27 protein-coding genes are annotated in these 26,565 nt (G+C 71.9%); 10 read left to right on the top strand and 17 right to left on the bottom strand.

Annotation, left to right across the window (positions count from 1 at the left end; genetic code table 11):
- Positions 1-20: 20 nt before the first annotated feature.
- Together JK359_RS22910 and hisI are read right to left on the bottom strand one after the other, a co-directional pair.
- The gene (locus JK359_RS22910) at positions 21-1,499 is read right to left on the bottom strand and encodes an anthranilate synthase component I (protein WP_201838711.1); all 1,479 of its coding nucleotides are present in this window, start codon (positions 1,497-1,499) and stop codon (positions 21-23) included.
- An 11-nt stretch (positions 1,500-1,510) separates the two neighbouring features.
- Positions 1,511-1,945: a phosphoribosyl-AMP cyclohydrolase gene (hisI, locus tag JK359_RS22905; protein ID WP_201839038.1), complete on the bottom strand. Its 435-nt coding sequence runs from the start codon at positions 1,943-1,945 to the stop codon at positions 1,511-1,513.
- Between the two features lie 137 nt (positions 1,946-2,082).
- On the opposite strand from hisI, the gene JK359_RS22900 reads away from it, so the two are divergent.
- Both JK359_RS22900 and JK359_RS22895 read left to right on the top strand, forming a co-directional pair.
- Positions 2,083-2,718, top strand: coding sequence for a TIGR03085 family metal-binding protein (locus JK359_RS22900; protein ID WP_201838709.1), 636 nt, complete (start codon positions 2,083-2,085; stop codon positions 2,716-2,718).
- Positions 2,719-2,740: 22 nt separating this feature from the next.
- A complete protein-coding gene (locus tag JK359_RS22895; protein ID WP_201838707.1) occupies positions 2,741-3,139 on the top strand; it encodes a VOC family protein in 399 nt (132 codons plus the stop codon).
- Positions 3,140-3,142: 3 nt separating this feature from the next.
- Here the strand turns inward: JK359_RS22895 and JK359_RS22890 are convergent, their stop codons facing one another.
- From JK359_RS22890 to hisD, 10 genes are all read right to left on the bottom strand, one after another.
- Complete coding sequence (locus JK359_RS22890) at positions 3,143-4,396, bottom strand: MFS transporter (protein ID WP_201838698.1); 1,254 nt, start codon at positions 4,394-4,396, stop codon at positions 3,143-3,145.
- A gap of 22 nt (positions 4,397-4,418) precedes the next feature.
- Positions 4,419-5,006 (bottom strand): helix-turn-helix domain-containing protein, encoded by a 588-nt coding sequence (locus JK359_RS22885; protein ID WP_201838696.1) that lies wholly within the window; start codon positions 5,004-5,006, stop codon positions 4,419-4,421.
- A gap of 143 nt (positions 5,007-5,149) precedes the next feature.
- Positions 5,150-5,905 carry an imidazole glycerol phosphate synthase subunit HisF gene (hisF, locus tag JK359_RS22880; protein ID WP_201838694.1) on the bottom strand — a complete coding sequence of 252 codons (756 nt, stop codon included), beginning with the start codon at positions 5,903-5,905 and terminating at the stop codon, positions 5,150-5,152.
- Between the two features lie 6 nt (positions 5,906-5,911).
- Positions 5,912-6,304, bottom strand: a complete 393-nt coding sequence (locus tag JK359_RS22875; protein ID WP_201838692.1) for a RidA family protein — start codon at positions 6,302-6,304, stop codon at positions 5,912-5,914.
- Complete coding sequence (gene priA, locus JK359_RS22870; RefSeq protein WP_201838689.1) at positions 6,301-7,026, bottom strand: bifunctional 1-(5-phosphoribosyl)-5-((5-phosphoribosylamino)methylideneamino)imidazole-4-carboxamide isomerase/phosphoribosylanthranilate isomerase PriA; 726 nt, start codon at positions 7,024-7,026, stop codon at positions 6,301-6,303. The genes JK359_RS22875 and priA overlap by 4 nt, the downstream gene beginning before the upstream one ends.
- A gap of 3 nt (positions 7,027-7,029) precedes the next feature.
- Positions 7,030-7,674 carry an imidazole glycerol phosphate synthase subunit HisH gene (gene hisH / locus JK359_RS22865; RefSeq protein WP_201838687.1) on the bottom strand — a complete coding sequence of 215 codons (645 nt, stop codon included), beginning with the start codon at positions 7,672-7,674 and terminating at the stop codon, positions 7,030-7,032.
- Positions 7,665-7,829 carry a CG2302 family histidine operon protein gene (locus JK359_RS22860; RefSeq protein ID WP_201838685.1) on the bottom strand — a complete coding sequence of 55 codons (165 nt, stop codon included), beginning with the start codon at positions 7,827-7,829 and terminating at the stop codon, positions 7,665-7,667. Before JK359_RS22860 ends, hisH begins: the two co-directional genes overlap by 10 nt.
- A gap of 3 nt (positions 7,830-7,832) precedes the next feature.
- Positions 7,833-8,426: an imidazoleglycerol-phosphate dehydratase HisB gene (hisB, locus tag JK359_RS22855; protein WP_030743584.1), complete on the bottom strand. Its 594-nt coding sequence runs from the start codon at positions 8,424-8,426 to the stop codon at positions 7,833-7,835.
- Positions 8,423-9,559, bottom strand: coding sequence for a histidinol-phosphate transaminase (locus JK359_RS22850; protein ID WP_201838683.1), 1,137 nt, complete (start codon positions 9,557-9,559; stop codon positions 8,423-8,425). The genes hisB and JK359_RS22850 overlap by 4 nt, the downstream gene beginning before the upstream one ends.
- Positions 9,556-10,881 (bottom strand): histidinol dehydrogenase, encoded by a 1,326-nt coding sequence (gene hisD, locus JK359_RS22845; RefSeq protein WP_201838681.1) that lies wholly within the window; start codon positions 10,879-10,881, stop codon positions 9,556-9,558. Before hisD ends, JK359_RS22850 begins: the two co-directional genes overlap by 4 nt.
- Positions 10,882-11,070: 189 nt before the next feature.
- Here hisD and JK359_RS22840 point away from each other — a divergent pair, with 189 nt between their 5' ends.
- From JK359_RS22840 to ybaK, 4 genes are all read left to right on the top strand, one after another.
- Positions 11,071-12,648, top strand: coding sequence for an oxidoreductase (locus JK359_RS22840; protein WP_201838679.1), 1,578 nt, complete (start codon positions 11,071-11,073; stop codon positions 12,646-12,648).
- 213 nt (positions 12,649-12,861) lie between these two features.
- Positions 12,862-13,914 carry a hypothetical protein gene (locus JK359_RS22835; protein ID WP_236678278.1) on the top strand — a complete coding sequence of 351 codons (1,053 nt, stop codon included), beginning with the start codon at positions 12,862-12,864 and terminating at the stop codon, positions 13,912-13,914.
- 11 nt (positions 13,915-13,925) lie between these two features.
- Positions 13,926-14,666 (top strand): LON peptidase substrate-binding domain-containing protein, encoded by a 741-nt coding sequence (locus JK359_RS22830; RefSeq protein WP_201838675.1) that lies wholly within the window; start codon positions 13,926-13,928, stop codon positions 14,664-14,666.
- Positions 14,667-14,682: 16 nt separating this feature from the next.
- Positions 14,683-15,186, top strand: a complete 504-nt coding sequence (gene ybaK / locus JK359_RS22825; protein WP_201838673.1) for a Cys-tRNA(Pro) deacylase — start codon at positions 14,683-14,685, stop codon at positions 15,184-15,186.
- 109 nt (positions 15,187-15,295) lie between these two features.
- On the opposite strand, the gene JK359_RS22820 is transcribed toward ybaK, so the two are convergent.
- From JK359_RS22820 to JK359_RS22805, 4 genes are all read right to left on the bottom strand, one after another.
- The gene (locus JK359_RS22820) at positions 15,296-15,934 is read right to left on the bottom strand and encodes an AAA family ATPase (RefSeq protein WP_201838669.1); all 639 of its coding nucleotides are present in this window, start codon (positions 15,932-15,934) and stop codon (positions 15,296-15,298) included.
- A gap of 34 nt (positions 15,935-15,968) precedes the next feature.
- Positions 15,969-16,790, bottom strand: a complete 822-nt coding sequence (locus JK359_RS22815; protein WP_201838667.1) for an ABC transporter permease — start codon at positions 16,788-16,790, stop codon at positions 15,969-15,971.
- Positions 16,791-16,872: 82 nt separating this feature from the next.
- Entirely contained in the window at positions 16,873-17,886 is a 1,014-nt protein-coding gene (locus JK359_RS22810; protein WP_201838665.1) for an ABC transporter ATP-binding protein, read from the bottom strand.
- A gap of 58 nt (positions 17,887-17,944) precedes the next feature.
- Positions 17,945-19,168 (bottom strand): NYN domain-containing protein, encoded by a 1,224-nt coding sequence (locus tag JK359_RS22805; RefSeq protein ID WP_201838663.1) that lies wholly within the window; start codon positions 19,166-19,168, stop codon positions 17,945-17,947.
- Between the two features lie 225 nt (positions 19,169-19,393).
- Here JK359_RS22805 and JK359_RS22800 point away from each other — a divergent pair, with 225 nt between their 5' ends.
- Positions 19,394-19,567 carry a hypothetical protein gene (locus JK359_RS22800; RefSeq protein ID WP_201838661.1) on the top strand — a complete coding sequence of 58 codons (174 nt, stop codon included), beginning with the start codon at positions 19,394-19,396 and terminating at the stop codon, positions 19,565-19,567.
- A 152-nt stretch (positions 19,568-19,719) separates the two neighbouring features.
- Here JK359_RS22800 and dnaE read toward each other — a convergent pair whose 3' ends face one another.
- The gene (dnaE, locus tag JK359_RS22795) at positions 19,720-23,259 is read right to left on the bottom strand and encodes a DNA polymerase III subunit alpha (RefSeq protein WP_201838659.1); all 3,540 of its coding nucleotides are present in this window, start codon (positions 23,257-23,259) and stop codon (positions 19,720-19,722) included.
- Between the two features lie 303 nt (positions 23,260-23,562).
- Here dnaE and JK359_RS22790 point away from each other — a divergent pair, with 303 nt between their 5' ends.
- The 3 genes from JK359_RS22790 to JK359_RS22780 all read left to right on the top strand — a co-directional run bounded on the left by JK359_RS22790 (position 23,563) and on the right by JK359_RS22780 (position 26,552).
- Entirely contained in the window at positions 23,563-24,888 is a 1,326-nt protein-coding gene (locus JK359_RS22790) for a DUF2252 domain-containing protein (RefSeq protein ID WP_201838658.1), read from the top strand.
- 68 nt (positions 24,889-24,956) lie between these two features.
- On the top strand, positions 24,957-25,637 hold the full coding sequence (locus JK359_RS22785; RefSeq protein ID WP_201839031.1) for a hypothetical protein: 681 nt from the start codon (positions 24,957-24,959) through the stop codon (positions 25,635-25,637).
- A 66-nt stretch (positions 25,638-25,703) separates the two neighbouring features.
- Positions 25,704-26,552, top strand: coding sequence for a thioredoxin domain-containing protein (locus JK359_RS22780; protein WP_201838656.1), 849 nt, complete (start codon positions 25,704-25,706; stop codon positions 26,550-26,552).
- Positions 26,553-26,565 lie beyond the last annotated feature (13 nt).

Raw genomic sequence — 26,565 nt, 5'->3', positions numbered from 1 at the left:
TGAGAGGCGTGAGAAGCGCCCTATTGCGCCAGGCGGTTCGCCGTGTGCACCGCCCGCAGCACCGCGGCCGCCTTGTTGCGGCACTCCTGGTCCTCGGCGACGGGGTCGGAGTCGGCGACGATGCCGGCGCCCGCCTGGACGTAGGCCGTGCCGTCGCGGAGCAGGGCCGTGCGGATGGCGATCGCGGTGTCGGAGTCTCCGGCGAAGTCCAGGTAGCCCACGCAGCCGCCGTACAGCCCGCGCCGGGACGGCTCCAGCTCGTCGATGATCTGCATGGCCCGGGGTTTGGGGGCGCCGGACAGGGTGCCCGCCGGGAAGCACGCGGTGAGCACGTCGAAGGCCGTGCGGCCGGCGGCCACCTTGCCGGTGACGGTCGAGACGATGTGCATCACGTGCGAGTAGCGCTCGACGGACATGAAGTCGACCACCTCGACCGAGCCGGGCTCGCAGACCCGGCCCAGGTCGTTGCGGCCGAGGTCGACCAGCATCAGGTGCTCGGCGCGTTCCTTGGGGTCGGCGAGCAGTTCCTCGGCGAGGGCCTGGTCCTCCTGCGGCGTGGCGCCGCGGTGCCGGGTGCCGGCGATGGGGTGGACCATCGCACGCCCGTCCTCGACCTTGACCAGGGCTTCCGGGGACGAGCCGACGACGTCGAAGCCCTCCAGGCGGAAGAGGTACATGTACGGCGAGGGGTTGGTGGCCCGCAGGACCCGGTAGACGTCCAGGGCGCTCGCCGTGCACGGGGTCTCGAAACGCTGGGAGGGCACGACCTGGAAGGCCTCGCCCGCGCGGATGCGCTCCTTGACGTCCTCGACGGCCCGCTGGAAGTCGGGGCCGCCCCACAGGGCGGTGTACTCGGGCAGCTCGGAGGGCGGCAGGTGGGCCGGGGGCTGGGCGACCGGCCGGGACAGGTCCGCCTCCATGGCGTCCAGCCGGGCCACGGCGTCCGCGTACGCCTCGTCCACGCCGGTGTCGAGGTCGTTGTGGTTGATCGCGTTGGCGATCAGCAGGACCGAGCCCTCCCAGTGGTCCATCACCGCGAGGTCGCTGGTCAGCAGCATGGTCAGCTCGGGCAGCCGGAGGTCGTCGCGCTCGCCGGGGCCGATCTTCTCCAGGCGGCGGACGATGTCGTAGCCCAGGTAGCCGACCATGCCGCCGGTGAAGGGCGGCATGCCCTCCTGGTGCGGGGTGTGCAGGGTCTGGAGGGTGGCGCGCAGGGCGTGCAGGGGGTCGCCGTCCGTGGGGACGCCGACGGGCGGGGTGCCGAGCCAGTGGGCCTGGCCGTCCCGCGCGGTGAGCGTGGCGGCGCTGCGGACGCCGACGAACGAGTACCGGGACCAGGACCGGCCGTTCTCCGCGGACTCCAGCAGGAAGGTGCCGGGGCGCTCGGCGGCGAGCTTGCGGTAGAGCGCGACCGGGGTGTCGCCGTCGGCGAGGAGCTTGCGCGTGACGGGGATGACGCGCCGGTCGGCGGCCAGCTTGCGGAAGGTCTCGAGGTCCATGCCCGCTGACCTTACTGATCGGAGCCGGTCGGGCCGGAACCGGCGTCCTTGACCAGCACGTCCTCGTCGAAGCAGGTGCGCGCGCCGGTGTGGCAGGCCGCGCCGACCTGGTCGACCTTGACGAGCACGGTGTCGGCGTCGCAGTCCAGTGCGACCGACTTCACCCACTGGAAGTGGCCCGAGGTGTCGCCCTTGACCCAGTACTCCCGGCGGCTGCGCGACCAGTAGGTGCAGCGGCCGGTGGTCAGGGTCCGGTGCAGCGCCTCGTCGTCCATCCAGCCGAGCATGAGCACCTCTCCGGTGTCGTACTGCTGGGCGATGGCGGGCAGGAGGCCGTCGGCGCTGCGCTTCAGGCGCGCGGCGATCTCCGGGTCGAGGCTGCTGGGGGGAACACGGTGGTGCGAAGCGCCTCGATCGGGGGCGGTGGCCGGGTGACGGGCGGGCATACCGGTCGGACTGGTCATGGGTGCCATTGTGCCGCGCCGGCCCGGCGGCGACGGTCCGTGTCCACGGGCCGGACCGTCGGACGCTGTTCGGCGGGTGCCCGCTGGGCGGAGCCGGTACCGGGTCGTAGGCTGACTCCATGTCGACCTTCGCCAAGCGTGAACGGCTGCTGCTCGCCGACCTCTTGGAAACCGTCGGTCCGGACGCCGAGACCCTCTGCGAGGGCTGGCGGACCCGGGACCTGGCCGCGCACGTGATCGTGCGCGAGCGACGCCCGGACGCGGCGGGGGGCGCGCTGATCAAGCAGCTCGCGCCGCGCCTCGAGAAGGTGATGGCCGAGTACGCCGCCAAGCCGTACGACGAGCTGATCCAGCTCATCCGTACCGGCCCGCCGCGCTTCTCGCCCTTCCAGCTCAAACAGGTCGACGAGGCGGCCAACATCGTCGAGTTCTACGTCCACACGGAGGACGTCCGCCGCGCCCAGCCGGACTGGAGCCGGCGCGAGCTGGACCCGGTCTTCCAGGACGCGCTGTGGTCCCGGCTGGAGCGCACCGCACGGCTGATGGGCCGGGGGGTGCCGACGGGGCTGGTGCTGCGCCGTCCGGACGGCCAGACGGTGGTGGCGCACCGCGGCACGCCGGTGGTGACGGTGACCGGCGAGCCGTCGGAGCTGCTGCTGTTCGCGTTCGGCCGGCAGAGCGCGGCCAAGGTCGAGGTGGAGGGCGACGCGGAGGCCATCGACAGGCTGCACGAGTCCAAGCGGCTGGGCATCTGACGCATCCGGGAGGGTCTCATCCATGATCAAGGTCGCGATGACCAGCGTGTACGTGGACGACGTGGCCCGGGCCCACGCCTTCTACACGGAGGTCCTGGGCTTCGAGACCCGCCTGCACATGGATCTCGGCGGCGGAACGCTCTTCGTCACGGTCGGGGCGTGCGAGGGGGCCCAGCCGGATCTCCAGCTGCTGCTGGAGCCCGGTGAGGGCCCGATCGCGGAGCCGTACCGCAGGGCGCTGCACGAGGCGGGGCTGCCGTGCATCGTGTTCTCGGTGGACGACATCCGGGCCGAGTACGAGCGGCTGACCGGGCTCGGCGTCAGGTTCACGCATCCGCCGCAGGAGCAGGGGCCGATGCTGGCGGCGGTGTTCGACGACACGGTGGGCAACCTGGTGCAGCTGCTGCAGCCGGTGGGGTGAGGGTCAGCGGGGGAGTTCGGCGTGGCGCAGGGCCGGCACGAGGAGGGCGACGACCCCGCCGAGGCCGCAGACGGCCGCGCTGGCGACGAAGACCGGCGCGAGGCCCCAGGCGCCGATCGCGGCAGCCGCGAACGGCATGCTCAGGGGGGCCAGACCGAGGCTGACCAGGCTGGCGACGGCGCTGACCCGGCCGAGGTAGGCGGGGTCGGACTGGGTCTGCAGCAGGGCCCCGCACAGGGCGCCGCTGAGGCCGGCCAGCAGGCCGACGAGCAGGGCCACGCCGACGGCGGCGGGGAGCGCGGGGACGAAGGCGAGGGCGCCGACGGCGACGGAACCCGCGACGCAGGCGCAGCCGGTGACCAGACCCGCCCGGGGCATCCGGCCACGCACGGTCAGCAGCAGGGAGGCGGCACCCGCACCGACGCCGAAGCCGGCGAGCACCCAGCCCATTCCGGAGGCGCCCCAGCCGCGCCGGTCGGCGAGCAGGGTCAGACCGACGTTCAGCGGGCCGACGAAGCCGAGGTCGCCGAGGGCGATGGCCACCATCAGCGGGGCGAGGACCCGGTGGCGCCGGATGTGCCGCAGACCGGCCGTCAGATCGGCCCAGGCGGTGCCGGGCGTGGCCGTCCCGGAGTCCGCGGGCAGCTCTTTGACGCGCACGGATATCAGCAGCGGTACGGAGACGGCGATGAGCAGGCCGGCGACGGCGAAGGCGGTGGGTGCTCCGCCGACCGCCACACCGAGGCCGCCGAGCGGGGCGCCGGCCACGTTGGAGAACCGGATGGCGAGGCCGCGCATGCCCTGGACGCGGGCGAGCTGGTCCTTACCGGTGATGCGGGCCGGGAGGGCTCCGACGGCGGGCATGAAGACGGCGTCGACGGTGCCGAAGACCAGGGCCAGCCCGGCGAGCGGCCACAGTCCGGGGCTGGTGAGGAACAGCAGGGCGGCCACGGCGAGGACCGCGGCGCAGCGCACGGCGTCGCTGCCGATGACCACCCGGCGCGGCCCCAGCCGGTCGGCGATCACTCCCCCGCCCAGCAGCAGGACGGCTCTCGGCACCGCGCTGACCGACATCACCAGGCCGGCCTGCGCGGGGCTTCCGGCCTGGACGGCGGCCCAGGACAGGGCGATGTAGTAGACGCTGTCGCCGAGCATCGAGGAGGTGTAGGCGCCGAGCCAGCGCAGGACGTTGGGGTCGCGGTGGGCGGCGGGGCCGTCGGTGACGGCGGTGGCCGGGGCTGTGGCGGTGACGGTCATGGCGGGGCCTCTCGGGCTCGGGTCAGACGCGGAAGGGGAAGCCGTACATGTACAGCGCGACGTGTTCGCGCTCCTCGGTCCCGCCCTCGGCTTCGGCGGCCCGGCCCTGCTCGTCGTACCGGCGCAGCAGCGCCACCAGTTCTTCCTTCAGTGCGGTGAGTTCCGCCGGGGTCAGTCGCATCCAGGACTCGTTGTCCATCACCGCGGCGTTCCACTCGGCGCTCCACGTGGGGCGTTCGTCCAGGTAGCGGCTGTAGTGGCGGGCTCGCTGGTCGTGGAAGAGGCGGGTGGCCGCCAGATGGGCCGCGGCCTTGCCCGGCTCCCCGCGGAAGTCGGCGTCCCGGATGGACACGCCGTCCGATGCGGGCTGCCACCAGCGTTCCCGGGCGTCCCCGGTCTGCGGCTGCGCCTCCTCGATCAGCCCGTGCTGGGCGAGCTTGCGCAGGTGGTAGCTGACCAGGGACACGGCCTCGTCGACGTGCTCGGCGAGCTGGGACGCCGTGGCGACGCCCTCGAGGCACAGCAGGCGGTACAGGTCGGCGCGCAAGGGGTGGGCGAGGGCCTTGAGGGTGCCCACGTCCGTGATCCTGCGGTTCTCTTCGCTCGGCATGACTCCAGCCTAGATACGAAAGAAAAGTTGCGCAACAAATTTTGCGCAACTTTCCTTTTGCATCTGGGCGTGGGGCGGGCGTCCGGGCACGAGAAAGCCCCGGTCGCCCGCAGGGGCGGCCGGGGCCGAAACTCGGCGGCGCGTCACCGCACCGGGTGGCCGGCTTCCCGCAGTGTCTGCTTGACCTCGCCGATCCGCAGGTCACCGAAGTGGAACACCGACGCGGCCAGCACCGCGTCCGCGCCCGCCGTGACGGCCGGCGGGAAGTGGGCCAGCTCGCCGGCTCCGCCCGACGCGATCACCGGGACGGTCACGTGCTTGCGGACCGCCGCGATCATCTCCAGGTCGTAGCCGTCCTTCGTGCCGTCCGCGTCCATGGAGTTCAGCAGGATCTCCCCCGCGCCCAGCTCCGCCGCCCGGTGCGCCCACTCCACCGCGTCGATGCCGGTGCCGCGCCGGCCGCCGTGGGTGGTCACCTCGAACGAACCCGACTCGGTGCGCCGGGCGTCCACCGACAGCACCAGCACCTGCCGGCCGAACCGCTCGGCGATCTCGCGGATCAGGTCGGGGCGGGCGATGGCCGCGGTGTTCACGCCGACCTTGTCGGCGCCCGCCCGCAGCAGCTTGTCCACGTCCTCCGCGGTACGGACACCCCCGCCGACCGTCAGCGGGATGAAGACCTGCTCGGCGGTGCGGCGCACCACGTCGTAGGTCGTCTCCCGGTTGCCGGAGGACGCGGTGATGTCCAGGAACGTCAGCTCGTCGGCGCCCTCGGCGTCGTACACCTTGGCCATCTCGACGGGGTCGCCCGCGTCGCGCAGGTTCTGGAAGTTGACGCCCTTGACGACCCGGCCGTCGTCCACGTCCAGGCAGGGGATGACTCGGACCGCCAGGGTCATGACTGCTCAGGCTCCTCTGAATGCTTCGAGTTCTACTTCGACCAGGATGCGGGGATCCACGAACCCCTCCACGACCAGCAGGGTCGAGACGGGGCGCACCGAGTCGAACATCTCCTTGTGCGCCCGGCCCACGGCGTCCACGTCCCGCACATGGCTCAGGTACATCCGCGTACGGATCACGGACCCGATGCCGAGCCCGAACTCGGCGATCGCCTCCAGGGCGCTCGTGAAGGCCACCTTGGCCTGTTCGTACGGGTCGCCCTCCCCGTACAGCACGGTGCCCCTGAAGGACGTCGTGCCCGCCACCAGGACGCGGTCGCCCGCCGCGACGGCGCGCGCGAAACCGAAACTCTCTTCCCAGGGACTTCCGCTCTGCTCGCGCCGTACGGCACCACTCATGACGACACAGCCTCCAAGGCCTCTTCCAGGGTGAACGCCTTCGCGTAAAGGGCCTTCCCGACGATGGAGCCCTCGACACCGAGGGGTACCAGCTCGGCGATGGCCCGCAGGTCGTCCAGCGACGACACGCCGCCGGAGGCCACGACCGGGCGGTCCGTCGCGGCGCAGACGTTCCTGAGCAGCTCCAGGTTCGGGCCCTGGAGCGTGCCGTCCTTGGCGATGTCGGTGACGACGTAGCGGGCGCAGCCCTCCTTGTTCAGCCGCTCCAGCGTCTCGTACAGGTCACCGCCGTCGCGGGTCCAGCCGCGCCCGCGCAGGGTGGTGCCGCGCACGTCCAGGCCGACCGCGATCTTGTCACCGTGCTCGGCGATGACCTTGGCGACCCACTCCGGGGTCTCCAGGGCGGCCGTGCCGAGGTTCACGCGCGTGCAGCCGGTGGCGAGGGCGGCCGCCAGGGAGGCGTCGTCGCGGATACCGCCGGACAGCTCCACCTTGATGTCCATCGCGCGTGCCACCTCGGCGATCAGCTCCCGGTTGTCACCGGTGCCGAACGCGGCGTCCAGGTCGACCAGGTGCAGCCACTCCGCGCCGGAACGCTGCCAGGCGAGGGCGGCCTCCAGCGGGGAGCCGTAGGAGGTCTCGGTCCCGGACTCGCCGTGGACGAGGCGTACGGCCTGGCCGTCGCGGACGTCGACGGCGGGGAGGAGTTCGAGCTTGGCCATGGTCTACAGGCTTCCGATCCAGTTGGTGAGGAGCTGGGCGCCGGCGTCGCCGGACTTCTCGGGGTGGAACTGGGTGGCCCACAGGGCGCCGTTCTCCACGGCGGCCACGAACGGCTTGCCGTGCGTGGACCAGGTGACCTTGGGGGCCTCGATCAGCGGATTGTGGGTCTCCAGGGTCCAGTCGTGGACCGCGTAGGAGTGCACGAAGTAGAAGCGGGCGTCGGTGTCCAGGCCCGCGAACAGCTGGGAGCCGGCCGGGGCGTCGACGGTGTTCCAGCCCATGTGGGGCACGACGTCGGCCTGGAGCGGCTCGACCGTGCCGGGCCACTCGTCCAGGCCCTCGGCCTCCACGCCGTGCTCGATGCCGCGCGCGAACAGGATCTGCATGCCGACGCAGATGCCCATGACCGGGCGTCCGCCGGACAGCCGGCGGTCCACGACCCAGTCACCGCGGGCGGCACGCAGGCCGTCCATGCAGGCCGCGAAGGCGCCGACGCCCGGCACCAGCAGGCCGTCGGCGTCCATCGCCTTGTCGAAGTCGCGCGTGATCTCGACCTCGGCGCCCACCCGCGCGAGGGCGCGCTCGGCGGACCGGACGTTGCCGAAGCCGTAGTCGAAGACCACGACCTTCTTGGTGCTCAATTCCACACCTCCAGCCGCAGGACGCCCGCGACCAGGCACATGCCCGCGCCGATGGAGAGCAGCACGATGAGGCTCGTGGGCATCTTCTGCTTCACGAAGGAGACGATGCCGCCGACCAGGAAGAGGCCGACGACGATCAGGAGGGTCGACAGACCGTTCATGGGTTAGAGCGCGCCCTTCGTGGAGGGGAGGATGCCGGCCGCGCGCGGGTCGCGCTCGGAGGCGTAACGGAGCGCCCGGGCGAGCGCCTTGAACTGGCACTCCACGATGTGGTGCGCGTTGCGCCCGTACGGCACGTGCACGTGCAGCGCGATCTGCGCCTGGGCGACGAAGGACTCCAGGATGTGCCGCGTCATCGTCGTGTCGTACTCGCCGATCATCGGCGCCATCTTCTCGGGCTCGGTGTGCACGAGGTAGGGGCGGCCGGACAGGTCGACGGTGACCTGGGCGAGGGACTCGTCCAGCGGGACCGTGCAGTTGCCGAAGCGGTAGATGCCCACCTTGTCCCCGAGCGCCTGCTTGAAGGCGGCGCCCAGCGCGAGGGCGGTGTCCTCGATGGTGTGGTGGGAGTCGATGTGCAGGTCGCCGTCGGTCTTCACGGTCAGGTCGAACAGACCGTGCCGGCCGAGCTGGTCGAGCATGTGGTCGTAGAAGCCGACGCCGGTGGCGATGTCGGTCCGCCCGGTGCCGTCGAGGTCTATCTCGACCAGGACCGAGGTCTCCTTGGTGGTGCGCTCCACGCGTCCTACGCGGCTCATGCCTCAAGCTCCTTCGGGGGCGTGGGGGTGTCCCCCACAAAACTCTGCACGTCACGGACCGCGTCCAGGAACGCGTCGTTCTCGGCCGGCGTGCCCGCGGAGACCCGCAGCCATCCCGGTACGCCGTTGTCCCGGACCAGGACGCCCCGCTCCAGGATCTTCTGCCAGGCCTCGTGGGCGTCGGCGAACCGGCCGAACTGCACGAAGTTCGCGTCGGACTCCGTGACCTCGAAGCCGATCGCGCGCAGCTCGGCGACCAGCCGGTCCCGTTCCGCCTTCAGCTGCTCCACGTAGCCCAGCAGCGTGTCGGTGTGCTCCAGCGCGGCCAGGGCGGTCGCCTGGGTGATCGCCGACAGGTGGTAGGGCAGCCGGACCAGCTGTACGGCGTCCACGACCGCCGGGTCGGCGGCCAGGTAGCCGAGGCGGAGCCCGGCGGCCCCGAACGCCTTCGACATGGTGCGGGAGACGACCAGGTGCGGGCGGCCCGCCAGCAGCGGCAGCAGCGAGTCGCCGTGGCTGAACTCGACGTACGCCTCGTCCACGACCACCATCGACGGCTTCGCGGCCTGGGCCGCCTCGTACAGCGCGAGGACCGTCTCCGGCGGGACGGCGTTGCCGGTGGGGTTGTTGGGGGTGGTGATGAAGACGACGTCGGGCCTGTGCTCGGCGATGGCACGCTCGGCGGCGGCGAGGTCGATCGTGAAGTCCGCGCCGCGCGGACCGGAGATCCAGCCGGTGCCGGTGCCGCGCGCGATGAGCGCGTGCATCGAGTACGACGGCTCGAAGCCGAGGGCCGTGCGGCCCGGTCCGCCGAAGGTCTGCAGCAGCTGCTGGATGACCTCGTTGGAACCGTTGGCGGCCCACACGTTCTCGGTGCCGAGCGGGTGCTTGCCGGTCTTCGTCAGGTAAGCGGCCAGCTCGGTGCGCAGCTGCACCGCGTCCCGGTCGGGGTAGCGGTTCAGGTCGCGGGCGGCCTCCCGCACCCGCTCCGCGATCCGCTCGACCAGCGGCTCCGGCAGGGGGTAGGGGTTCTCGTTCGTGTTCAGCCGTACGGGGACGTCCAACTGGGGCGCGCCGTAAGGGGACTTGCCGCGCAGCTCGTCCCGTACGGGGAGATCGTCGATGCGGGTCACTTGCTCTCGGGTACCTTCCAGCCGAACCTCGCCTTGATCGCCGCGCCGTGCGCGGGCAGGTCCTCCGCCTCCGCCAGCGTGACCACGTGGTGCGCGACCTCGGCCAGCGCGTCCTTCGTGTAGTCGACGATGTGGATGCCGCGCAGGAAGGACTGGACGGACAGGCCGGAGGAGTGGCAGGCGCAGCCGCCGGTGGGCAGGACGTGGTTGGACCCGGCCGCGTAGTCGCCGAGCGAGACGGGGGCCCAGGGGCCGATGAAGACCGCGCCGGCGTTCTTCACCCGGTCGGCGACGGCGGCGGCGTCGGCGGTCTGGATCTCCAGGTGCTCGGCGCCGTACGCGTCGACCACCCTCAGACCCTCCTCGATGCCGTCCACGAGGACGATCGCGGACTGCGGGCCCTTCAGCGCGGGCACGATCCGGTCCTCGACGTGCTTGGTGGCGGCGACCTGCGGCTGCAGCTCCTGTTCCACGGCGTCCGCCAGCTCGACGGAGTCGGTGACCAGGACGGCCGCCGCGAGCGGGTCGTGCTCGGCCTGGCTGATCAGGTCCGAGGCGACGTGCACCGGGTCGGCGGTGGAGTCCGCGAGGACCGCGATCTCCGTGGGGCCGGCCTCGGCGTCGATGCCGATCTTGCCGGTGAAGTAGCGCTTGGCGGCGGCGACCCAGATGTTGCCGGGGCCGGTGACCATGTTGGCGGGCGGGCAGGACTCGGTCCCGTGCGCGAACATCGCGACGGCGGTGGCCCCGCCGGCCGCGTACACCTCGTCCACGCCGAGCAGTGCGCACGCGGCGAGGATGGTGGGGTGCGGCAGACCGCCGAACTCGGCCTGCGGCGGCGAGGCCAGCGCGATGGACTCGACCCCGGCCTCCTGGGCCGGTACGGCGTTCATGATCACGGACGAGGGGTAGACCGAGCGGCCGCCGGGCGCGTACAGACCGACGCGCTCCACCGGCACCCACTTCTCGGTCACCGAGCCGCCGGGCACGACCTGCGTGGTGTGCGTCGTACGGCGCTGCGCGCGGTGGACCAGACGGGCGCGGCGGATGGACTCCTCCAGCGCGGCGCGCACGGCCGGGTCGAGGGCCGCCAGCGCGTCGGAGAGCGCCTGGGCCGGCACACGGACGGATTCCAGCCGTACTCCGTCGAATTTCTCGGCGAAGTCGATCAGCGCCGCGTCGCCACGATGATGCACGGCTTCGCAGATCGGACGCACCTTCTCCAGGGCGGCCGAGACGTCGAAGTCGGCTCGGGGCAGCAGGTCGCGCAGGGCGGGGCCCTCGGGGAGGGCGTCGCCGCGCAGATCGATTCGGGAAATCACAGTCCCAATTCTCTCAGACCGGTGTCCGCGGCCGTCCGCGCGTATCAATGGCTGATACAGAACGTGGGCCAATGCCTGGTACATAGGCTGGCCGGAACCCGGAAGATCACCTTCACGTGTGGTGTTCCGGGGGTCACGCAGCGGGCATGAACGGCTGTACGAAAACGACTGAACCGGGAGAGGAGTGCGGTGACCGAGGGGGCCGGCATCCGCGCCGGGGACCTGCCGGACGACCTGACCGCGGCCGAGGCGGGCATGTGGCAGGCCTTCCGCAACGGCAGCCTGTACGACCTGAGCAGCGGCGACGCCGTCGTGGACGATCCGCACGGCGGTCATCCCTGGGGTCCCGAGCGGACCGTGCGGGCACGCATGGTCTGCTGGCTGCTGCTGGACGGCCCGCCGGCGCTGGCGGGACGGGTGTCCGCGCTGAAGCTCGTCGGCGTGCGCGTCACCGGCGCGCTGGACCTGGCGGGCGGCCAGGTCACCCCGTACGTGGAGCTGCGCGGCTGCCGTTTCGACGAGGAGATCCGGCTGCCGGAGGCCGGCTTCACGACCGTGCGCCTGGTGGACTGCTCGGCCCCGCGCCTGGAGGCGGCCCGGGTGCACACCGAGGGCGATCTGCACCTGCCCCGCTGCCGCTTCCCGGGCGGCATCCGGCTGACCGACGCGCACATCGGCACCGATCTGCTGCTCAACCAGGCGATCGTGGGCCGGGACCGCGGCGGCCGGTCGATCGCGGGGGACGGCATGACCGTCGGGCAGGACCTGCAGGCGGAGATGCTGGAGTCGCACGGCGAGCTGAGTCTGCGCGGCGCCAAGGTCGGCGTCTCGCTGAGCCTGCGCGGCGCCAAGCTCGCCAATCCGTACGCCCGGCTCGCCCTGAACGCCCCCCAGCTGACCGTCGAACGCACCCTGTACCTGACCCCGGCCGGTGTCGGCAGCCCGCTGCTGAGCGGCACGACACCCGCCCGCGGGACACGCATCCAGCGGTTCGAGTGCCGGGGCGGGATCCGGCTGGACGACGGGCGGTTCGGGGACGCCGTCGACCTGGAGCGGGCGCGGTTCGTCCTCGGCGACGGCCAGGAGCTGTCGCTGCGCCGGGTGCAGACGCCCGAGCTGCGCTTCCTCGGGGACAAGCCGCAGCGCGGCAAGGTGGTGCTGTCCGGAGCCCGGATCGTGACCCTGGTGGACCGGGCGAACAGCTGGCCGGACCCGGGCAACCTGCACATGGGCGGCTTCGCCTACGAGAACCTGGTGCCGCAGGGACCGTTCCCGCTGGCCCGGCGCCTGGACTGGGTGGCGGCGGCCACCGCCGAGTACGCCCCGGAGCCGTACGAGCGGCTGGCCGCGGTGCTGCGCGCCGCCGGCGAGGACGAGGACGCGCGCGAGGTGCTGCTCGCCAAGCAGCGCCGGCGGCGCGAGACGCTGCCGCCGGCCGGCAAGGTCTGGGGGTTCGTGCAGGACTGGACCGTGGCCTACGGCTACCGGCCGGGCCGGGCCGCGGTGTGGATGGCGGTGCTGTGGGCGGCCGGCACCCTGGCGTTCGCCCACGCGGACCATCCACCGGTGAACCCCGGCGGGCATCAGGCCTGGAGCCCGGCGCTGTTCACGCTGGACCTGCTGCTGCCGGTGATCGATCTCGGCCAGGCCGGCCAGTGGCAGCTGCGCGGCGCGTGGCAGTGGCTGGCGGCCGCGATGATCCTGCTCGGCTGGGTCCTGGCCACCACGGTCGCGGCGGGCGCGACCCGCCTGCTGCGCCGGAGCTGATCCGGCTGCTGCCCCATAGCTGATCCGCCTGCCGCGCCGCAGCTGATCCGCCTGCGGCGCCGGAGCTGATCCGGCCGCGGCGCCGGAGCTGGTTCGCCACGCTGAGTCACCAAAAGGCCGGACATCACCTTTTACCCGTCCTTGACCTTGTGCCGTACAACCTTCCGCGACTTCCGCGGGCCCTCTGGCGCGCTCCCGAGCTGCGGACTTTCAATGGTCGACACCATGGCTCTGCTGCCCTCGTTCATCCGCCCCACCCGGATGACCAAACGCTCCGCGTCCCCGGCCGGCCGACCGCCGGCCGGGGACGAGGCCGTGCTCGACGCGCCCGACGACCGGCTCTCGCCCGCGCTGGTCGCGGCCGGCCGGGGCGAGCACACCGCCGCGGCCGGCCTGCTGGCCACCACCCGCACCGCGGCCGAGTGGGAGAACCGGGACCGGTACGCACGGCGCCTGGCCGCCTTCGCCCGCTCGCGCCCGGAGTGGTTCCAGTCCTGGCGCGCGGCCGCCCCCGACGACCCCGACGCGCTGCTCGTCGGGGCCCAGCTGGCGGTGGACCACGCCTGGCCCTCACCGGCCCGCGCCGAGCTGCTGCGCGAGGTCAGCCCGCACATCACCGCCGCCGCCCGCGCCGACGACCGCGACCCCGTCCCCTGGCGCATCGCGCTGGACCACGCGCGCGGCTCCCGGGCCGGGCACCGCTACTTCGAGGAGCTGTGGGAGGCGGCCGTCCGGCGCGCCCCGCACCACTACGGCTGCCACGTCGCCGCCCTGCGCTACCTCGCCGCCTCCTGGCACGGCTCACACCACGCGTGCTTCGACTTCGCCGACACCGCGGCCCAGGACGCCCCGGCCGACTCGCTCGTGCAGGCCCTGCCCGCCCGGGCGGCCTTCGGCTATCTGACCGACGGCTGCGGTCCCGAGGTGCCCCGCGCCCGCCTGGACGCGGCGGCCGACCGCGCCATCGCCCTGTCCGGACGGTTCCCGGCGGCCGACCCGTGGCCCGCCGAGGTCCGCAACAAGCTGCTGTACGTCCTGCTGCGGCTGGACCGCCGGGACGACGCCCGCGCCCAGCTACGCCTGATCGGCCCGTACGCCACGTCGTTCCCCTGGGAGCGGTTCTCGGACGACCCGCTCGGCCACTTCCTGCGGCTGCGCGAGCACCTGCTGGCGGCGGGCCCGCGGCCGGTCCCGGCCGGGCTGATACCCCAGCCGCCGGTCCCGCTGCGTGAGCACGGCGGACACGTCGCCGCCGGTGACCATTAGGCTGGGGCGCCGTGACCACCGTCCGTCTCCCGCTCTTTCCGCTGAACTCGGTGCTGTACCCGGGGCTCGTGCTGCCGCTGAACGTCTTCGAGGAGCGTTATCGCGCCATGATGCGCGAGCTGCTGAAGACCCCCGAGGACGAGCCGCGCCGGTTCGCCGTCGTGGCCATCCGCGACGGCCACGAGGTCGCGCCGAGCGCCCCCGGCATGCCGGATCCCACCGCCCAGCCCGAACGCGGCCCGGCCGCCGGCTTCGGCCCCGACCCGGTCCGTGCCTTGCACGGGGTGGGGTGCGTGGCGGACGCGGCGACCATCCGGGAGCGGGCCGACGGCACGTTCGAGGTGCTGGCGACGGGCACGACCCGGGTCCGCCTGCTCTCCGTGGACGCCTCGGGCCCCTTCCTGACGGCGGAGCTGGAGGAGCTGCCGGAGGAGCCCGGCGACGAGGCCGGCACACTGGCCGAGGGCGTGCTGCGCTCCTTCCGCCAGTACCAGAAGCGCCTCGCCGGTGCCCGGGAGCGCTCCCTGTCCTCGAGTACGGAGCTGCCGGACGATCCGAGCGTGGTGTCGTACCTGGTGGCGGCGGCGATGGTGCTGGACACGCCGACGAAGCAGCGGCTGCTCCAGGCCCCGGACACCGCCTCCCGGCTCCGGGACGAGCTGAAACTCCTGCGCGCCGAGACGGCCATCATCCGTAGTCTGCCGTCGTTGCCCGCGTTCGAGCTGACGCGGACGCCGACCAGCATGAACTGAGGGAACCGCACTCCTGATGGCGAAGAAGCCGAAGAAGCAGCAGCAGTCCGGGGGCACGCCGGCGACGGTGGCCCTGAGCGCGGCGGGCGTGGACTTCATGGTCCACGCCTACGACCACGACCCGTCCCACCCGTCCTACGGCGAGGAGGCGGCCGAGGCGATGGGCGTCTCCCCCGACCGCGTCTTCAAGACCCTGGTGGCCGACGTGGACGGCTCCCTGGTGGTCGGCGTGGTCCCGGTGGCCGGCTCCCTCGACCTCAAAGCCCTCGCGGCGGCCGTGGGCGGCAAGCGCGCCGCCATGGCCGACCCGGCCCTCGCCGAACGCACCACGGGCTACGTCCGCGGCGGCATCTCCCCCCTGGGCCAGCGCAAGAAGCTCCGCACGGTCATCGACGACTCCGCGGACTCGCACGGGACGATCTGCGTCTCGGCGGGCCGCCGGGGCCTGGAGGTCGAACTGTCCCCCGGGGACCTGGCGGTACTGACGAACGCGGTACTGGCCCCCATCGGCAGGGGTTGACACAGCACGCCGCCTCCCGCCAGGGGCCGGCGCCTTGTACGTGCGGGTGGCCGGGGCGGTCTCTCCGTGCGCCACCCGGCCGGCCGAACCGGGCGGGCGGCCCGGAAAGCTACTGCTGCGGGTACGGCGGCTCGGGATCCCGGGGCCCGAACAGCGCGGTCAGTCCGAGGTGCACCAGCAACCCGGCGAACGGCCACGCCAGCAACGCCCCTTTCGCCGACAGCTTCAGCGGCGCCGAGAACGTCACCCCCTTGCCCACGGCCTGCGCACGCGCGAGCACGTCGGACTCCGGTCCGAGCCACACCCCGAGCCGCCACGCCAGCAGCGACCCGAGCAGCCCGCCGACGCCCAGCGCAACGGCCAGCGGCACCCCGCCACGCCGCCGCAGCAGGAACACGGCCACCGCACTGACCAGCCCGAAGGCCAGCCCCAGCAGGGCGAACGTGCCGTCCACCCCGGCCGCCTGCTCCCCCTCGGTGTCCTTGAAGTAGACCACCCAGCTCTTGTCGATCTCGTCACCGACCAGCGGCACGTGCGGCGCCAGCCACCACCACAGCAGCCCCAGCAGCACCCCGCCGAGCGCCACCACCACCGTGATGACGGCGGCCTCCCGCACTTCGGTCTTCATCCCGGGGCCGTCCTGTTCGTACAAGCCCGCGCCCGGCGTCCCGGCGGGCGGCGGGGCCTCCCAGACCTGGTGCGGGGAGTGGTCGTGCGGTGGCGTCGGCGGAGTCAGCGGTGCGGTCACCCTGACATCGTGCCAGGTCGCCCTGTGGGCCGCGTCACCGGACGGCGGCCCTGCGGTACGCCCGGGTCGCCACCGCCAGCGAGATGACTCCGACACCCGCGCACACCCCCAGGTCGGCAAGGACGACTGCCCAGTCCGGGTGTGCCCCGAACGTGCGCGCGTACGCCTCCACGCCGTAGGTGGACGGCAGCAGATCACGGGCCAGCCGTACGACCCCCGGCATCCGGTCGGCCGGCAGCACACCCAGCAGCAGCGCCGCCGACATGCCCAGCTGGCCGAGCAGGGTGGCCAGCTCGGGCCGGGGCGCGAGCAGCCCGCAGGCGGCACCGAGCCCGGCGAGCGCGGCCCCCGCGAGCGGGATGACGGCCACCAGGATCCACAGGTTGGACAGCGGCAGCCCGAACAGCACGCAGCCGAAGACGGCGGTCACCAGCGTCCCCGGCACGGTGAAGGAGGCGTACGCCGCCGCCGCGCCGAGCACCACCGCCGCCGGCGGCACCGGCAGGGTGGCGTAGTGGTCGAGGCCGCCGCTGGCCCGCAGCTGCCCGAAGTACTGGGAGAGCAGGTTCAGTGCGACGTACGCCACCACGAGCACCGAGGAGCCCGCCACCACGGACTGTGCCTCGCCGCCGCTGTCGACGACGCCCCGCATCATCACGGTGATGCCGACGGACTGGAAGGTCGCCACGAACAGCAGCGGGATCCTGGCCACCCGGGCCCGGGACAACTGCGCCCGGTAGACGGCCACCAGCGACGGCCACAGCCGCGCGGGCGGCCCCAGCTCGGCCGCGCCGGGCGCCGTCTGCGGAACGGCCCGGGCGCCGCCCGGCAGAACCTCGGCGGGTACGACACTCACGACGAGCTGCTCCTCTTCCCTACGGCAGTCGCGTTCCCCACGGCAGTCGTGCACATCCTCAGGCGTACGGCGGCCCGCGTGCTCATGCCTTCACCAGACCCTGCCGGGCCGCGCCGCCGAGCGCCAGATAGACGTCCTCCAGGCTGGGCGTGGCGAGCGTGAAGTCGTCCAGGGCGGCGAAGGCGGTCCCGCCGGTCACCGTGGCGACGACGGCGCGGGCCTCCTCGGGCGCGAGCCGGAGCGTCCAGCGCCGGCCGGACTCCACGGCCCGCTCGCGCAGCGCCGCGACCTCGGGCACCTCCAGCGGCGCCCGCTCCCGCCACACCAGCTCCACCCGCACCTCGCCGGCGACCTGCGCCTTGAGCCCGGCCGGGGTGTCGCAGGCGATGACCCGGCCCTGGTCGAGCACGGCGACCCGGTCGAGCACGGTCTCGGCCTCGATGACGTTGTGGGTGACCAGCAGCACGGTCGTGCCGCGCTCGGCCCGCCGCCGGTCGACGGCGGCCCACACGGCGCGCCGGGCCACCGGGTCCATGCCGGTGGTCGGCTCGTCCAGCACGAGCAGCGGCCGCTCCCCGACGAGGGCGGCGGCGAAACAGGCGAGCCGCCGCTGCCCGCCGGACAGCTTCTTCAGGGCCCGTCCGGCGAGCGGGGTGAGTCCCAGCTCCTCCAGTACGGCGTCCCGCTCGGCCCGCGCCCGCCGTACGTCCAGGCCGCGCAGGCGTCCGGTGGTCTCGACGGCGAGCGACACGGTCAGCTCGTCCAGGGCGGAGGACTCCTGGCCCAGGTAGGCGAGGATCCGCGCGGCCCGCTCGGGATGCTTCACGATGTCGTGGCCGAGGATCTCGACGCTGCCCGTGTCCGGCCGCAGCAGCCCGGTGAGCTGCCGTACGAGGGTGGACTTGCCGGCGCCGTTCGGCCCGAGCAGCCCGAAGACCTCCCCGCGCCGCACCTCCAGCCCGACGTCGTCGGTGGCCCGCACCTCGGGCGTCCCGGGCGTGCCCCGGCGGCCCTTCACGGCCGGATAGGTCTTGCCGAGTCCGCGCACGCGTACGACCTCGTCGTACCGAAGTGCCTGTCCCGCGCGCGTACTCACAAGGGACGAGCCTACGGGGTCCCGGGGCCTTGCTCGCCCTCGGGGGCGGCTACCCGGTTCAATCGGCGGCGGGCGCGTGCTGTTCGCCGGCGGCCGGAACATCGATCTCACGCCAGAACCCCGCCCGAATGGCGTAACGGTCGTGCTCGTCGATCTGGTCGTCCTTGTGGGCCAGCAGCCCGAACCGGGCCGCGTACCGCAGCAGCTCCCCGTCGATGCGGTGCGGGATGCGCGGGTAGAGCTGCGCGAGCTTCTGCAGGTGGACCTGGTCGCCGAGCCGGGAGATCCAGCGGCGGGCGAAGACCTGTCCCACCTCGTACGGGTCGCCGCCGACGGTGGTGATGTCCTCCTCGCGGTCGGCCCACCGCTGCTCGGCGGTGGTGAGCTGGGCGAGCGTCGGCATGGAGGCGACGTCGGGCGGCTCGGCGACCACGCCCGGCCGGTCGACCCAGCCCTTGTCCGAGGACCAGCGCAGGGTCGCGGACGCCGGGTGCTGCGCGGGCTGGGCGCCGGGTGCGCGCAGCGCGGCGAGGTCCTTGGGGGTGGGGACACCCTTGGGCGCGGGGACCCGCTCGGGCGTGCCGGTCCCCGCCGCCGTGGCGGCCGGCGGGTGCCCGGGCTGCTCGGCGGGCCGCTCGGCGGTGGTGGCGAGCGCGGACTCGGGCAGCGGCGCGGAGAGGATCGCGGCGATCTCGGGGCGGGGGGCCGGCGGCGGCGCGCAGACGCCGGTCAGTTCCTTGGCGCGGACGGCCTTGGTGATCCAGGCGCGGTCCAGCACGCGCCGTTCGTCGGCCTCGGCGACCAGGTCCTCGGACTGGTTGTAGTCGCCGTCGGCGGCCTGGACGGCCCACAGATGGACGGCGACGCCGTGCTCCTTGGCGGCCATCATGCCGGGCAGCAGGTCGCCGTCGCCGGTGACGAGGACGACGTCGGAGCAGGCGCGGTTACGGGCCAGCTCGGTCAGCTCGGCGTGCATGGCCGCGTCGACGCCCTTCTGGGCCCAGCGTCCGTCGCTGCGGGTCAGGGCGCCAAGCCGGACGGTGACCCGGGGCATCACGCGCAGCCGGCGGTGCTCCGGCTGGGGGACCCGGTCGGGGGCGCCGTCGAACCAGTAGATCCGTAGCAGCGGTCGCTCGGTGTCGGACTCCGCGCGTTCGCGCAGCGCCTGGATCAGTGCGGCATGGTCGACGGTGATCCGGGACCGCGAGGGCTCACCGGCGAGGAGGCTGGCGGCGGCACCCAGCAGATACCCGGCGTCCACCAGGACGATGCAACGGTCCACGCGACTCACCCTCTTCCCGGGAGGTTTTGCTTCGGACTTCCTTCGAGTCTGCCCGACCGCGCGGGGGTTAACGGCCCGAACTCGATCTTCGGCGTGGCGTTTGCGGATCCCGTCCGCCCAGCTGCCCTGTCACACACGGTAATTATCCGACATGCGCTTGATGTCAGCTTATGTGAATCTGGTCCCGGCCCTGGCCCCTAGATCCCCCACAGGAGGCAGATCACCATGGCCAAGAACAAGAACAACCGCAAGCAGGCCGGCCCGCAGAACCGCGCTCAGCAGAACGAGCACGCACAGCGCTCCTCGGCCGAGGAGCACGAGCCGCCGATGGCGCACACTCCGGGCAGCCCGTCTGAAGTTGCGCGTGGCAAGAAGCAGAAGAGCTTCGGCCACAACTAACGGGCAGTTGTAGCCCAGGCACACGGAAGGGGCGCACCCGCCATGGGTGCGCCCCTTCTCGCTGCCGTTTCCGGCGCTGCTCTCGCCGTTGCCCCGGTACTGCTCTCGCCGTTGCCCTCGGTACTGCTCTCGGCGCCGCGTGCCGCGGGGTCTCAGCCGGCCAGACAGGACGGGCCGAGCAGCACCTTCAGGTCGCCGAAGAGCGCCGGGTCGGGCTTGACCCGGTGCCGGTCCAGGCGCAGTACGGTCGTCTTGCGCGGGCCCTGGAGCTTGATCCGGACCTCGCTGTCGCCCTTGTGGTGGCTGAGGATCTCGCCGAGCCGGCTGACCATGGGCGGGGTGACCCGGGTGGCCGGGATGGTGAGGATCACCGGTGCGTTGGTGCCCGCGTTGGACAGGTCCGGGACCATCAGTTCCATCGCCACCAGGCGCGGCACGTCCTCGCGCTTGTCCAGGCGCCCCTTGACGAACACGACGGCGTCCTCGACCAGTTGGGTCGACACCAGCTGGTAGGTCGCCGGGAAGAACATGCACTCGATGGAGCCGGCCAGGTCCTCGACGGTGGCGATCGCCCAGGCGTTGCCCTGCTTGGTCATCTTGCGCTGGAGGCCCGAGATGATGCCGCCGATCGTGACGACCGCGCCGTCCGCGTGCTCGCCGCCGGTGAGCTGCGCGATGCCCGCGTCGGCCTTGTCGGACAGCACGTGCTCCAGGCCGAACAGCGGGTGGTCGGAGACGTACAGACCGAGCATCTCCCGCTCCTGGGCGAGCAGATACGTCTTGTCCCACTCCTCGTCGGTGAACTGCACGTCGAGTCCGAAGCCGGGCTCGCTGCTGGTCTCCTCGCCCATTCCGCCGAAGAGGTCGAACTGGCCCTCGGCCTCCTTGCGCTTGACCGCGACCACGTTGTCGATCATCGGCTCGTACTGCGCGGTGAGCCCCTTGCGGGTGTGGCCCATCTCGTCGAAGGCGCCGGCCTTGATCAGCGACTCCGTGGTGCGCTTGTTGCAGACCACCGCGTCGACCTTGTCGAGGTAGTCGGGGAAGGAGGTGTACTTCCCCTTGGCCTTGCGGCACTTGATGATCGACTCGACGACGTTGGTGCCGACGTTGCGGACGGCGGAGAGGCCGAAGAGGATCACGTCGTCGCCCTGGGCGGCGAAGTTCGCCTCGGACTCGTTGACGTTCGGCGGGAGCACCCGGATGCCCATGCGGCGGCACTCGTTGAGGTAGACCGCGGACTTGTCCTTGTCGTCCTTGACGGAGGTCAGCAGCGCGGCCATGTACTCGGCGGGGTGGTTCGCCTTGAGGTACGCCGTCCAGTAGGAGACGAGGCCGTACGCGGCCGAGTGCGCCTTGTTGAAGGCGTAGCCGGCGAAGGGGACCAGCACGTCCCAGAGCGCCTGGATCGCCTCGTCGCTGTAGCCGTTCTTGCGGGCGCCGGCCTGGAAGATGACGAAGTTCTTCTCCAGCTCCTCGGGCTTCTTCTTGCCCATCACGCGCCGGAGGATGTCGGCCTCGCCGAGCGAGTAGCCGGCGATGATCTGGGCGGCCTTCTGCACCTGCTCCTGGTAGACGATCAGGCCGTAGGTGACGTCCAGGACCTCCCTGAGGGGCTCTTCCAGCTCCTTGTGGATCGGCGTGATCTCCTGCTGCCCGTTCTTGCGCAGCGCGTAGTTCGTGTGGGAGTTCATGCCCATCGGGCCCGGGCGGTACAGGGCCGACACGGCGGAGATGTCTTCGAAGTTGTCGGGCTTCATCAGCCGCAGCAGGGACCGCATGGGGCCGCCGTCGAACTGGAAGACGCCGAGGGTGTCGCCGCGCTGGAGCAGTTCGAAGGTCGTGGGGTCGTCGAGCGGGAGCGACAGCAGGTCGATGTCGAGGCCCTTGTTGGCCTTCACCATCTTGACCGCGTCGTCCATGATCGTGAGGTTGCGCAGGCCCAGGAAGTCCATCTTCAGCAGGCCGAGCGACTCGCAGCTCGGGTAGTCCCACTGCGTGATGGTCACGCCGTCGGTGTGCCGGACCCAGACCGGGACGTGCTCGGTGATGGTCTCGCTGGACATGATCACGCCGGCCGCGTGCACACCCATCTGCCGGACCAGGCCCTCCACACCGCGGGCGGTGTCGATGACCTTCTTCACGTCCGGCTCGTTCTCGTACATCCCGCGGACCTCGCCGGCCTCGCTGTAGCGGGGATGGCTGGAGTCGGTGATGCCGGAGAGCGGGATGCCCTTGCCGAGGACGTCGGCGGGCATGGCCTTGGTGATGCGGTCGCCCATCGCGTACGGGTAGCCCAGCACGCGCGCGGAGTCCTTGATCGCGTTCTTGGCCTTGATGGTGCCGTACGTGCCGATCATGGCGACCTTGTCGGCGCCGTACTTCTCGGTCACGTACCGGATCACCTCGACGCGCCTGCGCTCGTCGAAGTCGATGTCGACATCGGGCATCGAGATGCGCTCGGGGTTGAGGAACCGCTCGAAGATCAGGCCGTGCGGGATGGGGTCGAGGTCGGTGATGCCCATGGCGTAGGCCACGATCGAGCCGGCCGCGGAGCCTCGGCCGGGGCCGACCGCGATGCCCTGCTTCTTGGCCCACATGATGAAGTCGGCGACCACGAGGAAGTATCCGGGGAAGCCCATCGAGATGATGGTGTCCATCTCGTAGTCGGCCTGCTTCTGGCGGTCCTCGGGGACGCCGCCCGGGTAGCGGCGCTCCATGCCGCGGCGGACCTCCTCCTTGAACCAGGTGACCTCGGTGTACCCCTCGGGGATGTCGAACTTGGGCATGAGGTCGCGCTTCTCGAACATGCCGTCGGTGTCCACCATCTCGGCGACGAGGAGCGTGTTGGCGCAGCCCTCCTGCCAGGCGTCCGAGGAGTCGATGGCGTACATCTCGTCCGTGGACTTCAGGTAGTAGCCGGTGCCGTCGAACTTGAAGCGGTCCGGGTCGGAGAGGTTCTTGCCGGTCTGGATGCACAGCAGGGCGTCGTGGGCGCCCGCCTCGTGCGCGTACGTGTAGTGCGAGTCGTTGGTGACCAGCGGGGGGATGCCGAGCTTCTTGCCGATCTCCAGCAGGCCGTCACGGACCCGGCGCTCGATCTCGATGCCGTGGTCCATCAGCTCCAGGAAGTACTTGTCCTTGCCGAAGATGTCCTGGTACTCGGCGGCGGCCTTCAGGGCCTCGTCGAAGTGGCCGAGGCGCAGCCGGGTCTGCACCTCGCCGGAGGGGCAGCCGGTGGAGGCGACGATGCCCTCGGACCACTTCGCGATGGTCTCCTTGTCCATCCGGGGCCACTTCTGCAGCCAGCCCTCGGCGTAGGCGTCGGAGGAGAGCCGGAAGAGGTTGTGCAGGCCGGTCTTGTTCACGGCCCACATCGTCTTGTGGGTGTAACCGCCGGAACCGGAGATGTCGTCCCGCTTCTGGTGCGGCTGGCCCCAGAGGATCTTGCGCTTGTTCCGCCGGGACTCGGGGGCGACATACGCCTCGATCCCGATGATCGGGGTGACTCCGGCCTTCTTCGCGGAGTGGAAGAAGTCGTACGCCCCGTGGAGGTTGCCGTGGTCGGACATGGCGATGTGCGTCATGCCCATTTCATTGCAGGCGTTGAACATGTCCTTGAGCCGCGCGGCACCGTCCAGCAGCGAGTACTGGGTGTGGACGTGCAGGTGCGTGAAGGGCGGCTTTGACACGGTTTCGGCCTCCGAGATCGAACAGGTGCGGCGCGAAGCGCCTCGTTGCGGGGCGGTGGTCGGGAGACGGGCGGGCAGGCGCCGACGATCTTCCGACCGGCTGCTGACCGACTGCGGACAGTCTGGGGGACAACGTCGAATCCTATGCCCCGCCACTGACACCCGCGGGCGATCCGGACGTACCTTCGTGCGGGAACCGGGCACTCCCGCGTGGCGTCGCCCGTTGGAGACGGCGGAAGCGCCGTCCCCACCGTTCCCGCACATTTCACGCACCACCCGTCCTGCACCAGGAGGCACCCCGCGATGTCGTTCCCCCAGCTCAACGAGGAGCAGCGCGGCGAGGAGATCCTCGCCGTCTTCGACACCGCCTTCGGCCGGCTCCTGGCCGCCGACCCGGCCGCGTTCCGGGTGAAGTTCCGGAAGATGGCGGCCTCGGCCTTCGCGTTCTACCGGGGCACGGCGGCCCTCTTCTACCACGATCTCGACGCCGAGAAGCGCGGCGGCCCGTACCTGGACGACCGCACCTCGCGCGTGTGGATCCACGGCGACCTGCACGCCGAGAACTTCGGCACGTACATGGATTCGAACGGCCGTCTGGTCTTCAACGTCAACGACTTCGACGAGGCCTACGTCGGCCCCTTCACCTGGGACCTGAAGCGCTTCGCCGCCTCCGTCGCGCTCATCGGGTACGCGAAGGCGCTCGGCGACGAGCAGATCACCGAGCTGGTGACGGTCTACGCGGCCGCCTACCGCGAGCGCATCCACGCCCTGGCCACGGGCGCCAAGCGGGACGAGGTGCCGCCGTTCACGCTGGACACCGCCCAGGGTCCGCTGCTGGACGCGCTGCGTGACGCCCGCTCGCTGACCCGCTTCGCGCTGCTGGACTCGATGACCGAGATCCGTGACTTCGAGCGCCGCTTCGCCCCGGGCGGCGGCTCCATCGAGCTGGACGCGGCCACCCGCTACAAGGTCCTGGCCGCCTTCGACGGCTACCTGGAGACCCTCCCGGACTCCTCCCTGGCCCGCCCGGACTCGTACCGGGTCAAGGACGTCGTGGGCCGCCGGGGCATCGGCATCGGATCGGCCGGTCTGCCGTCCTACAACATCCTCCTGGAGGGTCACAGCGACGCCCTGGAGAACGACGTCGTGATCTACATCAAGCAGGCCCAGACCCCGGCCGTCTCCCGGCACATCACGGACCCGGCGATCGCGGAGTACTTCCGGCACGAGGGCCACCGCACGGTGATCTCCCAGCGCGCACTGCAGGCGCACGCCGACCCGTGGCTCGGCTGGACCGAGCTGGACGGCGCGGGCCAGCTGGTCGCCGAGGTCTCGCCGTACGCCGTGGACCTGGACTGGGGCGACATCGACGACCCGGAGGAGATCGCCGCCGTCGTCGCCGACCTGGGCCGGGCCACGGCCACGATGCACGCGGCGGCGGACGACACCTCCGGCGAGTCCCTGGTGCCGTTCTCCACCGAGCGGGCCATCGACGCGGCGATCGCGGCCGACGAGGAGGGCTTCGCGCCCCTGCTGGTGGACTTCGCGCACGGCTACGGCGCACGCGCGCGTGCCGACCACCAGATCTTCGTCGACCTGTTCCGCAACGGCCGGATTCCGGGGCTGTAACCCCCGCGCATTCACAGGCACCCTTTAGGGGTCTCTTACTCACGAACGTGACAGACTCTCCTCTCGCTATGGACATGTCCGGGACTCAGCTCAGGGCCGTGCGCGCGGCGCTGTTCACGGCCTTCGTCGTGACGCTCAGCACCGCGTCGCACGTCCTGCTGTCCCGCGCGCCGCTGCCGCCGGTCACGGTGGCCGCGGTCGCGGCGGGAGTGTTCGTCACCGCGTACGCGCTGGCGGGCCGCGAGCGCGGCTTCGGCCGGATCGCGGCCCTGCTGATCCCGCTGGAGCTGGCCGCCGACACGGTGTTCACCACCGGTCAGCACACCTGCTACGGCCGTGCGGGCGGCCCGGTCGCGGGCCCCCTGCGCGCCGTCGGCCTGGACGTGCTGTGCGAGGGCCCGGTCGGCAGCCCGCTGGCCCGGGTCACCGGCGGCCCGGAGCACGCCGGCGCGCTGCTCGCCCACGCCAGCCCGGCCGCCGCCTGGCTGCTGCTCGCCGCGCACGTCGGCGTGGGCCTGCTCGCCGCAGCCTGGCTCCGCCGGGGCGAGCGGGCACTGACCCAGCTGCTGCGTGCGGTCGCCGCCACCACGTTCCGGCCACTGCTGCTGGCGGTGGCCGCGGTCGCGGTACGGCCGCTCCCGACCCGCCGGCCGCCCCGCCCGGCCCCGCGCCGTACGGCAGCCCGCGACCGGCTCCTCGTGCACTCCCTGGGACGGCGTGGACCGCCGTGCTCACCGGCATTCGCCTGAGCACGACCAGTCCCCCGCACGTATCCCGCGTACCAGGTGTGCGCGTCCCCTATGGAGATCACCATCATGAGCAAGCGGAACAGCCAGGCGGCGAAGACGGCGGCCCGGGAGCGGCTGCGCCAGGAGCGCGAGCGGCAGGCCAAGCGCGACAAGGCCAAGCGCCAGGCCGTCGTGGCCGCCTCGGTCGTGGCCGTCCTGGCCGCCGCCGGCGGCATCGGCTACGCCGTCGTCCAGGCCAACAAGCCCGGCTACTGGGAGGGCGTGACGGACGCCAAGGTCACCGCCCCGGCCAACACCACGGGCACGAACGGCACCACGGTCGTCATCGGCAAGGACACCGCGAAGAAGACCCTGAAGCTCTACGAGGACCCGCGCTGCCCGGTGTGCGCGGCGTTCGAGCAGACCGTCGGCCCGACCCTGAAGAAGGATCTCGACGCCGGCAAGTTCAAGGTCCAGTTCATCGGCGGCACCTTCCTCGACGGCGACGGCGACGAGAACGGGAAGATCCGGATCGGCTCGCGCGGCGAGGGTTCCAAGAACGCGATGAGTGCCCTGGGCGCGGCGCTGAACGTGAGCCCCGAGGCCTTCCTCGCGTACAAGGAAGCCCTGTACTCGTCGAAGTATCACCCCGAGGAGTCGGACGACAAGTTCAAGGATGACGACTACCTGATCGAGGTCGCCGACACGGTGGGCGCCCTCAAGGGGAACGCCAAGTTCCAGAACGCCGTGAAGAAGGGCACCTACGACGCCTGGGCGCTGGCCATGTCGCAGACCTTCAACACCAACAAGGACGGCATCAGCGGAACGCCGAACCTCGTCATGGACGGCAAGAAGCTCACCGGCGCGGACGGGCAGAACGCCCCGATGTCGGTGGCCGATTACAACAAGGCGATCGACGCGGCGCTCAAGGGCTAGCGCGCGCCGGGTG

The sequence above is a fragment of the Streptomyces actinomycinicus genome, from assembly GCF_016741775.1.
GTDB lineage: Bacteria > Actinomycetota > Actinomycetes > Streptomycetales > Streptomycetaceae > Streptomyces > Streptomyces actinomycinicus.
This window is presented reverse-complemented; position numbering and strand designations above follow the sequence as displayed.